This window comes from Streptomyces sp. NPDC007905 (genome assembly GCF_042959345.1).
Taxonomy (GTDB): domain Bacteria; phylum Actinomycetota; class Actinomycetes; order Streptomycetales; family Streptomycetaceae; genus Streptomyces.
In genome coordinates, this window is sequence record NZ_JBIBKS010000023.1 from 111,877 (window position 1) to 124,482 (window position 12,606).

General features: G+C 71.2%; 4 protein-coding genes and 1 CRISPR repeat array. Of the genes, 3 read left to right on the forward strand and 1 reads right to left on the reverse strand.

Annotated elements, in window-relative coordinates; genetic code table 11:
• Window positions 1-2: 2 nt before the first annotated feature.
• The gene (locus ACFZDC_RS33205) at window positions 3-446 is read left to right on the forward strand and encodes an SMI1/KNR4 family protein (protein ID WP_391329587.1); all 444 of its coding nucleotides are present in this window, start codon (window positions 3-5) and stop codon (window positions 444-446) included.
• 2,072 nt (window positions 447-2,518) lie between these two features.
• Here the strand turns inward: ACFZDC_RS33205 and ACFZDC_RS33210 are convergent.
• Complete coding sequence (locus tag ACFZDC_RS33210) at window positions 2,519-2,716, reverse strand: hypothetical protein (protein WP_391329589.1); 198 nt, start codon at window positions 2,714-2,716, stop codon at window positions 2,519-2,521.
• 3,255 nt (window positions 2,717-5,971) lie between these two features.
• Window positions 5,972-7,403: a CRISPR direct-repeat array (repeat unit 25 nt; unit sequence CGGAACACCCCCGCGTCGGCGGGGA).
• A gap of 183 nt (window positions 7,404-7,586) precedes the next feature.
• On the opposite strand from ACFZDC_RS33210, the gene cas3 reads away from it, so the two are divergent.
• Both cas3 and casA read left to right on the forward strand, forming a co-directional pair.
• Window positions 7,587-10,451 (forward strand): CRISPR-associated helicase Cas3', encoded by a 2,865-nt coding sequence (gene cas3 / locus ACFZDC_RS33215; RefSeq protein WP_391329633.1) that lies wholly within the window; start codon window positions 7,587-7,589, stop codon window positions 10,449-10,451.
• Between the two features lie 519 nt (window positions 10,452-10,970).
• Entirely contained in the window at window positions 10,971-12,551 is a 1,581-nt protein-coding gene (gene casA / locus ACFZDC_RS33220; protein ID WP_391329591.1) for a type I-E CRISPR-associated protein Cse1/CasA, read from the forward strand.
• Window positions 12,552-12,606: the final 55 nt, after the last annotated feature.

Consider the following 12,606-nt stretch of genomic DNA (forward strand, 5'->3'; position numbering starts at 1 on the left):
CCATGTGGCGAGAGCTCGCCTCAGAATACCCCGATGCCGACGTCGAGCTGCAAGACCCCGCAACTCCCGACGCCCTAGCCGCGATCGAGGAACAGCTCGGCCAGCCGCTCCCCGCTCCTTTGCGGGAACTCCTGACGGAGACTGACGGGATCGAAGCCAATTATGGCACCGAGGTGATCTGGACCGCCGAGAAGATCCTGGAAGAAAACCTGTCATTCCGTAGCAACGAGCAGTTCCGCGACCTGTACATGCCGTTCGACGCCCTCATGTTCTTCGGTGACAATGGCGGCGGCGATCAGTTCGCCTTTGTGCGCACACCGGCCCGAGATGAAATCTTCGTCTGGGACCACGAGACAGACAGTCGCACCTGGATCGCGCCATCCCTGGAGACCTACCTGCGCAGCACGCTCGCCAGCAACGGTGAAGACTGGTATCGCACTACGTGACCAGCGTCTGCGGTTTCCGTGCCATGCCTGGTGGACCAGGCTCTCCGCCACGCTCCCTCGACGTGGCCACGGCGCCCGTCGAGCGGCCGCCGACGGCACCATAGCCACGCCACAGAGAGTCAGCATCGAAGAGCTACTTCGCTCACGCGAGACCTTCGCAGAGTTCGTAACGGATCCACGAATACATCCTCTCCGCATCGGCAAGTCGGGCCAGACTGAGGGACCTCCTTCGCCATCTCGACATCGACCAGGACCACGGAGCACCCCCGCGTCGGCGGGGAGGATGAAGCCTGGCAATGAGAGGACCACCACGCCGTCGGAACACTCCTGCGTCGGCGGGGAGGACGCCGAGCCGCTCGCCGACGGCGCCCCCAAGGTCGGATCACCCCCGCGTCGGCGGGGAGGACGACCACAAGGGCAGCCAGTACCTGGACCTGCCCGGAACACCCCCGCGTCGGCGGGGAAGCCCCGTCCGTCTGAACGCCGGCTCCCGGTTCGGCGGAGCAACCCCGCGTCGGCGGGGAGGACATCACCTGCTTCTGTGACGTGCCGATCCTCAGCGGACCACCCCCGCGTCGGCGGGGAGGACCGGTGAAGCTGTTCCCGTCCGGTACGGAGGCGCGGACCACCCCCGCGTCGGCGGGGAGGACGACGGACAGATCGTCGTCCCGGACCTGAGCCTCGGAACACCCCCGCGTCGGCGGGGAGGACCGGATCGTCCAGGGCCCCGACGGCAACCTCTACGGAACACCCCCACGTCGGCGGGGAGGACATGCGCCGGTAACGGGAGATGGCCTCCTTGCTCGGAACACCCCCGCGACGGCGGGGAAGCGGGGTTCGGAACACCCCCGCGTCAGCGGGGAGGACAAGGCGCCCGCGATGGGGCCGGAGCCGACCAGCGGAACACCCCCGCGTCGGCGGAGAGGACGATTGGTCCCGCCCCATCGTCCCGGCAACCATTGGAACACCCCCGCGTCGGCGGGAAGGACCTTCAACGGGTCACCTCCAGCGACATCGTGACCGGAACACCCTCGCGTCGGCGGGAGGACGCGGGCTACTACGACCGGGCCACCTCGAGCGACGGAACACCACGCGTCGGCGGGGAGGACCGGCGGCCCAGGACGCCTTTGCCCTGGCCCTTCGGAGCACCCCCGCGTCGGCGGGGAGGACGACTTCTCGATCACGCTCAACGTGGTGGCGAACGGAGCACCCCCGCGTCGGCGGGGAGGACGCGGCCGGGGCCGGCGGGGAACCAGAGGACGGCGGAACACCCCCGCGTCGGCGGGGAGGACGGGATCGCGTATTTGGTCGAGTGCACCTCGTACGGAACACCCCCGCGTCGGCGGGGAGGACCGCACCAGCGGCACCGCGATCGCGCACCGCATCGGAACACCCCCGCGTCGGCGGGGAGGACCGGCTGCGCGAGTACTTCGCCGTCCCGGCTGACGGAACACCCCCGCGTCGGCGGGGAGGACCTAACGCTGGCCTGGGCCGAGCGGATCCTCGCCGGACCCCCGCGTCGGCGGGGAGGACGCCTTGGAGATGATCGCCTGAACGGTGACCTTCGGAACACCCCCGCGTCGGCGGGGAGGACGACCCCCAGGCGAACGCCAGCCGCCGTCTCGGCGGAACACCCCCGCGTCGGCGGGGAGGACGCGAGCTGGCTGGAGGCAGCGACCTCCCACAGCGGAACACCCCCGCGTCGGCGGGGAGGACCTGGAGTCGTCCGCGGTGATGCGGCCCGGGATCGGAGCACCCCCACGTCGGTGGGGAGGACATGCCCGCGAGGAGAGGCCACATGGCTCAGCCCGGAACACCCCCGCGTCGGCGGGGAAAACAGCTCGCGGGTCCGCAGAGCGTCCCGGACGGTCAGCAGCGCCCGGTGAACCGGCGCGCCCACCCCGACCAGAGGCCCGACCACGCCTGCTCAGGCCGTGGTCGGGGTGGACGGAAGCGCCCGGCCTGCGGTTCCATACCAGGCCGGATCTGCTGCTACTTGCCGAGCCAGTAGCACGCGTACATGAAGAGCACGATCAGCCCACCACACCCAAGGCAGGTTGAGACGGCTCCGACTAATTCCTGCAACGGGCGAAGGGCCACGCCAGGGCGCCGCGCGCCGCGACTGCCGCCGTCAGGAGGGAGCGGTGCGTCCGGCCTTTCGCCGTCACCGCCGTGGTGGCCGCCGCCATGATGTCCCCCGTGGTGGGCACCAACATGACCTCCGCCGTGGCCGCCACTGTGCCCTCCGGCCCCTCCGCCGTGTCCAGCATTCATGTGTTCCCCCTTCACCGTTTCCAGCATGCCCCCACCGTCGACGCCTTGCGAGGGAGGCCTGGCACGCACGGCACTGCGCTGGGGGGACCCGCTCTCCGTAAAGGAAGGACTGGCGCAGGCCCGGGGTGTCGCAACTGGTGAACGGAGCACCCCCGCGTCGGCTGGGAGGGCCGCTCCCACTCCGAGGACCGCTCCTCCACCAGCGGAGCACCCCCGCGTCGGCGGGGAGGACCTCGGCCAGCCCAACGTCGGGGCATGCACCGGCGGAGCACCCGGCGTCGGCGGGGAAGACGACGTGCGGAGGAGGATGCCGCCCCAGGCGAACGGAGCACCCCCGCGTCGGCGGGGAGGACCCCCGCCGGCACTTCGGCTGCGTCGGGCACGGCGGAACACCCCTGCGTCGGCGGGGAGGACTCGATCGACTCGCCGTACCCCTGCGCGTACACCGGAGCACCCCAGCGTCGGCGGGGAGGACCCCTTCGCGGACTGAGCTTCCCCGTCCAGCTTCGGAGCACCCCCGCGTCGGCGGGGAGGACCGCATGCCAGCGGATCACTTCCGGTTCGTCGACGGAACCCCCCCGCGTCGTCGGGGAGGACCGGCCGCCCGGGAGTCGCTCCATCGGGCAGTCGGCCATCAGGTGTCCTGCGGAGCACCCCCGCGTCGGCGGGGAGGACGTCGCGGCCGGGTCGGCGGAGCCGTTCAGGTCCGGAGCACCCCCGCGTCGGCGGGGAGGACTCCGACGACCAGGCCGACTTCGACCACCCCACCGGAACACCCCCGCGTCGGCGGGGAGGACCCGGCGCCGAAGATGACTGCCTGCGTGAGTCCCGGAACACCCCCGCGTCGGCGGGGAGAACTTCCTCAGTCACGCTCGCCACCACGCATCTCCCGGAACACCCCCGCGTCGGCAGGGAGGACGCGACCGAATACGCCACCCCCGAACCGGACGACGGAACACCCCCGCGTCGGCGGGGAGGACGGGCCCAGCTCCTCGTACAGCACGCGGCCCAGCGGAACACCCCCGCGTCGGCGAGGAGGACTGGTCGATGATCCGGTCGTCTATCGCGGTCGTCGGAGCACCCCCGCGTCGGCGGGGAGGACGCCGAGTCGACGTGGCGTGCGGCCAACCCGGGCGGAGCACCCCCGCGTCGGCGGGGAGGACCACTCGACGGGGTGATTCCGGGTCGCCTGCACCGGAGCACCCCCGCGTCGGCGGGGAGGACACGAAGCCACCGAAGCGGTTCAGGACGTACAGCGGAGCACCCCCGCGTCGGCGGGGAGGACCATCAGCCGAGGGAGAGGATGCCGGGGATGGCCTGAACACCCCCGCGCCGGCGGGGAGGACGCTGACGCCTCCGCAATCGCGTCGTTGAAAGACGGAACACCCCCGCGCCGGCGGGGAGGACTCGGTCGAGACGACGAACGCGCCGTTCTCCTCTGGAACACCCCCGCGTCGGCGGGGAGGACTCAACAGTGCCACGACGCAGGACCGGGCCGATCGGGCTCCCTTGTCAACGGGGAGGACGGAGTACTTCCCGCCCGGGCCCAGGGCGTCGATGGAACATCCCCGCGTCGGTGGAAAGGACGAGTACTGGCCCAACGACGACCTCCGTATCATCGGAGCACCCCCGCGTCGGCGGGGAGGACCGGCCCCCGAAGTGGATGACCGACGGTCAGGGCGGAACACGCCCGCGTCGGCGGGGAGGACGCCAGCAGCTGCTCGCGCTGGTCCAGCAGGCCCGGAGCACCCCCGCGTCGGCGGGGAGGACCGTACGCCGCTCTTCCCGGCGTCGAACGCCGGCGGAACACCCCCGCGTCGGCGGGGAGGACGGGGTGACGATGAATCCGAGGCCTCAGTAGGTCGGAATACCCCCGCGTCGGCGGGGAGGACACCGCGGTGTCGTCCAACGTCGGGTTGAGGATCGGATCACCCCCGCGTCGGCGGGGAGGACGTCGTCTCGACCACGTTTAGCCGCCAGACCTTCGGAACACCCCCGCGTCGGCGGGGAGGACGCGCCCAGCATGGGCCACGGACGCTCCTCCATCGGAACACCCCCGCGTCGGCGAGGAGGACTTCTCCTCCGCGATGCGTGCGGCCTTGTCGAACGGAACACTCCCGCGTCGGCGGGGAGGACATCACCCCGGTCATGCCCGCCCGCACCAACGGCGGAACACCCCCGCGTCGGCGGGGAGTAGTCGGAGTAGTCCACGGCGACAAACTCGGGGTCCGGTGCACCCCGCGTCGGCGGGGAGGACGAGCTGCCCAGGGCCTCGGAGGCGGACACGTACGAAACGCCCCCGCATCGGCGGGGAGGACGTGCGGATCACCGCGTCATCCCCGAAGGGGATCCGAACACCCCCGCGTCGGCGGTGAGGACGGGCTGAAGCGCGGCTCGAAGGCGCCGAAGTACGGAACAGCCCCACGTCGGCGGGGAAGACATGACGTTCGATTCCATCGCGGAGCCCGGGTACGGAACACCCCCGCGTCGGCGGGGAAGACTGCCCGCTCCTGGCCCACTGGGCACGCGTCCACGGAGCACCCCCTAGTCGGCGGGGAGGACTGGCCGAACGGGCCCTGGCCGAAGAAGCGATCGGGAACACCCCCACGTCGGCGGGGAGGACGTTTCGCCGACCGCGACGGCGGCGAAGGCCTGCGAGACACCCCCGCGTCGGCGGGGAGGACTACACGTCCCGTGATCTCCATGAAGTACGCCGCACAACACACCCCCGAGTCGGCGGGGAGGAGCCGTACATGGTGTCCCGACCGATGGTGTCCTTCGGAACACTCCCGCGTTGCCAGGGAGGGCCCAACCTCCTGGGCACCCGAGGCGCGCTATCGCGGAACACCCCCGCGTCGGCGGGGAGGGTGGTCTGACCGGGACGAACAACATCGTCGAGATTGGAACACCCCCGCGTCGGCGGGGAAGACCGGGAACCCGACGGCCAGCAGCGGCAGAAGTGCGGAACACCGCCGCGTCGGCGGGGAGGACCTCCGCAACGACTCCGCTGACGGCCGACGCTACGGAACACCCCCACGTCGGAGGGAAGACCACGTTACCTAGGCCGCCACGGCCCCCGTGTGGGAAGGACCCCCGCGTCGGCGGGGAGGACGACCTGTCTACGGGGTACGAGCCCCTGGTACTAGGAACGCCCCCGCGTCGGCGGGGAGGACACGACCGGGTCCGCGTCGATGAGCGGGGCACATCGGCGGGGAGGACGCCTCTGCCACCCGCCACTGCCCTCAGTGACGCGGAACACCCCCGCGTCGGCGGGGAGGACGACGGGGTCTACGTCCTGCACTGGCTGGACGACGGACCACCCCCGCGTCGGCGGGGAGGACGATCTCCAGCCGGCAGGCGGCCAACGCGTCACCGGAACACCCCCGCGTCGGCGGGGACGACGGTGTTCCGCTCGAAGAGTTGGCTCCGAAGTGCGGAACACCCCCGCGTCGGCGGGGACGACTCACCGATGACGGCGAGCACCGGGGTGAGCGCCGGAACACCCCCGCGTCGGCGGGGACGACTCATCACGTCAGACCAGGATGCGGTAACGGCCCGGAACACCCCCGCGTCGGCGGGGACGACCTGCACCGCGACCGCACCGGGTACTTCGGCGACGGAACACCCCCGCGTCGGCGGGGACGACGGCGACCCGGTGGGCGTGGGCGCGGCGTTCGGCGGAACACCCCCGCGTCGGCGGGGACGACGCCTCCAGGAACGCACCCTTCACCTTGCGGCCCGGAACACCCCCGCGTCGGCGGGGACGACCGCAACGTCAACGTCCGGGTGCGCTCCACGGGCGGAACACCCCCGCGTCGGCGGGGACGACCCGAATACGGGGAAGTCCGGCTGTAGTCCGATCGGAACACCCCCGCGTCGGCGGGGACGACGCCCTGTCCTCGGCCGCCGGGAAAGCCATCAACGGAACACCCCCGCGTCGGCGGGGACGACGACTCCGCCGCCAAGGCCGGCTACCCGACCGTCGGAACACCCCCGCGTCGGCGGGGAGGACAACGGCCGGCTGCTGCTCTACCAGTCACGGCACGGAACACCCCCGCGTCGGCGGGGAAGACGCAGGGCTCCTCGGGCAACGGCAATCGATCCACGGAGCACCCCCGCGTCGGCGGGGCAGACACGCCCGTGCGGCTACGGCCGAATCGCCTGAACGGAGCACCCTCGCGTCGGCGGGGAGGACACGGTCACCCGGTGGAAGTCGGTCCCGGCGTCCGGAGCACCCCCGCGTCGGCGGGGAGGACAAGCGACTCTGCGGCCGGAGCACCATGCACGGCGGAGCACCCCCGCGTCGGCGGGCAGGACCCATTCAGGTGGACATGGAGACCGCGGCGAACCGGAGCACCCCCGCGTCGGCGGGGAGGACAACAACGGGTCGCAGGACGGCGCCTCGTGGACGGGAGCACCCCCGCGTCGGCGGGGAGGACAGCTCGTTCGGGACCGCGCTGAGGCCCGTGAGCGGAGCACCCCCGCGTCGGCGGGGAAGACAGGAACTGGTCCTTCTCGGCGCACGTGGCGCCCGGAGCACCCCCGCGTCGGCGGGGAGGACGCCGCGTGCGCCCTGCTCGCGATGATCTACGCCGGAGCACCCCCGCGTCGGCGGGGAGGACCAACGAGTTGGGGGAGAGACACGATGGCGAATCGGAGCACCCCCGCGTCGGCGGGGAGGACACTTTCTGACCTGCGGTTCAGTGGGGGCTTTGCGCTTCTTTTGCTTTGGTGGCTGCGGTCATGTGATCAGGGTAGAGCTTCGTTTGCAGCGGTGGTGCAGGGCGGGGGTGGGCGGCTCGTCCTGAGTGAGTCTGGGCCCAGGCGCTGGCGCGGTGGGGGGCATTGTCGGTGGTGGGTGTTGTGATGGTCGGTGTTGGCTGGGGGCCATTCGTTTGGCTGGGGGGAGTGTTGTCAGTGTTGGATGAGTCGGCGTGGGGGAAGTCGCGGGGGCTGGATGGGGATGGTCCGCCGTATCCGTTGGTGCGGCATCTGCTGGATGCGGCGGCGATGGCCTTGCATCTGTGGGATGTGTATCTGTCGGCGAATCAGCGGCGCGCTGTCGCGGGCGGTTTGGGGTGTTCGCTTGAGCAGGCCCGTCGTGTGGTGGGGTTGTGTGCCGGTCTGCACGATATCGGGAAGGTCTCGGGCTTTCAGTTCTGCTCCCGCCATGGCAAGGCGCATCTGAGTGAGGCGTTCCTGGCGGACGTGGGGAAGATCGGCGTTGAGCGGGTCGGCCATGACGTCGCGGGTATGCAGGCCGCGTCCGCTGTCCTTGAGGCTCTCGGGTTCGAGGATGCTGGTGAGGGGTCTGCGGTGCGGCGGATCGCGGAGATCATCGGCGGTCACCACGGGCGGTTCCACCGCAATGACTACCGCCGTAACGCGCAGTGGGCGGTGCAGGAGCGGCTGGGGGGCCGGACGTGGGCTGTGCAGCGGGAGCTGCACGGGCAGGCGGTGCATCGGCTGCTGGGGGAGCCGAAGGTTCCGGACTCGTTCGGTGCGGGTGTGGCTGTGCTGGTCACGGGGGTGGTGATCCTGGCGGACTGGCTCGTGAGCCAGGCCGACTACGTCAGGGGCCGGCAGCAGGCGTGGGAGGGCTCGCTGGAGAGTCACTTCCGCCGCTCGCAGGCTGATGCGCCTGCTGTGTTGCGGGAGGCGGGGCTGGAGCCGGTGGAGCTGGCGTATCCGGGCTTCTCGGAGTCCTATGGGATCGATGGTGATCCCAATCCGTTGCAGCGGTCGGTGATGGAGGAACTCCCGGCTGCGGCGAAGGGCGGCCGCAAGGGCGGGATCATGCTGGTCACGGCTGCTCCGGGGGATGGCAAGAGCGAGACGGCGCTGGAGGCGGTGCGGGCGCTGTCGCAGGTCTTCCATACGCGGGGGTATGCCTTTGTGCTGCCGACGATGGCCACCAGTGATCAGATGTATGGCCGGGTGGCGGCCTCGCTGCGGCGGCAGGCAACGGACGGGGCCGGCCTGACCTTGCTGCACAGCATGGCCTGGCTGAACACCGCCTACGCGGACGACGAACTCGGCGGCGGGAGCGGGGTTCTGGTCTGTGATGGGGACGAGGGGCCGGGTGCGGCGCGGGCGGAGGCCGATCTGCGGCCGCGGCGCTGGCTGCGGGGGATGAAGCGGGCGCTGCTGGCGCAGTTCGCGGTCGGCACGGTGGACCAGGCGTTGATGTCGGTGCTGCCGGTGCGGCACAACGCGCTGCGCCTCCTCGGGCTGTCGGGCAAGGCGTTCATCGTCGATGAGGCGCACGCGTACGACCCGTACATGCAGGTGCTGCTGGGGCGGCTACTGAACTGGCTGGGGACGTTCGGGGTGCCGGTGGTGCTGTTGTCGGCGACGCTTCCGGTGTCGGTGAGCGACCGCCTGATCAAGGAGTACCTGCGGGGCGCAGGGCTGAAGGCCTCCGAGCTGAAGAAGCGGCAGTTCCAGGCGCCGTATCCGGGCTGGCTGTACGTGGACGCCGACACCGGCGCCAGCACACCGATATCCCAAGCGCGCCAGCGGGAGCAGGCTGCGGAGCGCAGCATGAACCTCCAGGTCCGCGTCGAGCCTGTATCGCACAGCGCGAAGGCGGGGGCACGGGGCCGGCTGGCGGTGATCGAGCGGCTGCTGGAGCCGGTCGCGGTGGGTGAGGGCGGCTGCGCTCTGGTGGTGTGCAATACGGTCGGCGAAGCCCAGCAGACCTATCTCCGGCTGCAGGAGCGCTACCCGTCGCTGGCCGGCGAGGAGCTGCTGCTGGTGCACGCCCGTTTTCCGGGGGATGTGCGCGAGGAGCGCACGGCGCTGGTGACCGGCGGGATGGGCCGCGGCGGGCCGCGACCCATCCGGCGGATCGTCGTGGCGACGCAGGTGGTGGAGCAGTCCCTGGACCTGGACGCGGACCTCGTCATCAGCGATCTGGCGCCGCTGGCGCTGCTGCTGCAGCGGGCGGGCCGGTGCTGGCGGCACGAGAACTGGTGGACCCAGCACGGTTACCCCGGCGGGCGTGGCCGGCCCGGCTGGGCCGATGCCCCGCGGCTGGTCGTGCTCGACCCGCTGGCCGGCGCAGGGAAGGTGCCCGTGCAGTGGGGCGAGGTCTACGCCGAGCACCTGCTGATCGAGACGGCCGAGGTGATGGCCGAGCTGGACGGGGAGACGATCGCCATTCCCGGCGACGTCCAGCAGCTGGTGGAGCGGGTGCACGGCGATCGGGCCGACCGCTTCGACTGGAACGATCCGGCGAAGTCGGCCGCCTGGAGCGCCTACCGGGGTGGGGAGATGGCGGCGCGCGGCATGGCGGACGTCGTGGTCGTGCCGCGGGCACGCAGCCTGTGGGAACTGCACGAGATGCACCACCTGGAAGGCGCCGAGGACGAGTGGGAGGCCGCCACCCGCCTGGGCGCCGACTCAGTGCGCCTGCTGTGCGTCCACCAGCAGCCCGACGGACGCGTGACCCTGGATGCGGCCGGCCAGGAAGACCTTCCCGCGGCGGACGCAGAGCCGACGGCATCCGATGTACGGCGCGTGATGCGGCGCACGATCCCGGTCCGCGCCGACTGGTTCACCGGCGCCGAAGCTGACGCCCACCAGCCGCCAGCCCCCTGGGCGGAGCACCCCATGCTCGGCGAGGTCTGCATCCTGCGCCAGCCCATGGTGGACGGGCTGGCCCAGGCCGTACAGGTGGGCAAGAAGACGCTGCGCTTGGATACCGAACTGGGTCTCGTCCGGCAGTGAAGGGGCCCAGACCCCCGCATCGGCGGGGAGTGTGCTTGACGTCAGAGCTGCCGGTGCCCATCCACTGAAACACCCCCACGTCGGCGGGGACGGTGAGGCCGGGCGATCGCCCGAGCCTCGGGGCTCACTATCGCACGGGAGCAGGGCCCTGGATCACCGCTACCACGATGAGGATCAGGATCCAGGTGACCGACCGGGGCCAGGTCACCTGCATGGCCAGCGTCGACTGTTCGAACTTCCACATGTTGCCTCCAGCTAAGGGCAGTTGGACGCGATCGCGGTCAAGGAGCCGCGAGACGCTGTCGGAGGACGGTACAGCTCCCCCACCGGCCGTGCAACTCAGGTGAGTTGATGCGGCAAAGTTGCCGATGCCCTTCCACCTTCAGACGAAGCTCGGTTAGCCTCCCTCTGTCAGTGGCGGCTGCTTGAATCACCACAACCGCCTCCTTCGGGTCGGGAGCATCACGACCCGAAGGGACTGACGTATCTCCCAGGCGACGTTGCGAGTTAGGGGGCCTGATGGGTGGGGGCTTTGACCTGCGGGATGAGCCGTGGGTGCCGGTCCGGCTGGTGTCGGGGGAGTCGGTCCGGGTCGGTTTCCGGGGGTTGTTCCGGCGGGCACATGAGATCGAGGATCTTGAGTTGCCGGTCGCGCCGGCGGCGTCGGGGCTGATGCGGATTCTCGCGGCGATGACGACACGGATCGCGCACCATACGGGTGTGCGGCTGGACGACGAGGACACCGCGGAGGAGATCGCTCAGTGGTACGCCCTGCGGCGATCCGTCCTGGGCGCGGGCCGCTTCGACCCGGACCAGGTAGACGCCTATTTCGACGAGCAGATCCCGGCGGGCCGGTTCGACCTGTTCGACGCCGAGCGGCCGTTTCTGCAGGATCCGCGGCTGGCCGCGGAGTGTGTCGACGGGCAGGGACGGCCGAACCCGTCGGGGGTGAACAAGCTTGTGCTGGGGCGTCCGACCGGGGTGAACGGTGCGGTGTTGTTCGGGCACTTTACCGACGTCGACCCCGTGCCCGTCGCGGCGGCGGACGCGGTCTGGCATCTGATCGCGCAGTTGTACTTCGGCCCGTCGGGGCAGTGCACGCCGCGGCGGATCACCCAGGTGCGGGCGGGCAGCGGGGATGCGGGTCCGCTGCGTAAGTCGATCTCCTACTTTCCGTGGGCGCCGGATCTGTTCACCACGCTGGTGCTGGCCGTACCGCGTCCGGGTGACCATGAGCCCGATACGGCGGACGCCTGCCCCTGGGAGGAGGACCTGCCCGACCCCCTGAGCCCGGTCCCTTCCCTGTCGTGGCCCCGGCGGATGCTGACGGGCCGTTTCCGTCACGCCGCGTTGCTGGTGCCGTCCGCGGACCGCCGGGAGGTGACCGACGGCTACCTCACGTGGTCCACGCACGAGACTCCCCATGAGGCCCGGGATCCGTTCGTCGTGCTGGACCGGCGCCGGGACGGCGGCCTGCAGGCGCGGGAGGCGGACGCCTCGCGCGCGCTGTGGCGGGACGTAGATGCGCTGCTGCTGATGGACAGCGCGCAGGACGCCCAGCGGCCCCGTGCTCTGGACGGTCTCCCGGACGGCTTGCGGGGCCGGCTGCGGGTGCGGGCCTACGGCTTCGACCAGGACGGGCAGCAAAAGGACAGCGGCTGGTTCCAGGCGACCACTCCGCCGGTCCTGCAGTGGCAGCAGGAGGCGGACCCGGAGATGGCGGCGCACGTGGAGCGCTGCCACCGGGCCGCGGAAGACGCCGGTGAGCGGCTGCAGTTCGCGGCGAAGGTCGCCTGGAAGCTTGCCACGGACGTGAATGCTGACGCCTCGGGCAAGGTGAAGATCGACCAGCGCAAGCCGGGACCGTGGGCGGCCGCGGCCACCGCCCGGTACTGGCCGGCGGCCGAGCGCGAGTTCTGGCGTCTGGTCCATGCGGGCGATGCGAGCGTGTGGCCGCAGCCGCCGTTCGTGACCGCTGCCCTGGCCGCCCTCGACGCTGCGATCGGCACGGTGAACCGGGCGGACATCCGCGTGGCGCGCGCCCGCAGCCGGGCCCGGGCCATCCTCCGCGGCCTGCTGCAGGCACTCACCACCGCCTGACCCGCCGCCCAACCCCCCTCTTTCACCAATCCGCCCCCTTCTCCAGGGATACGCC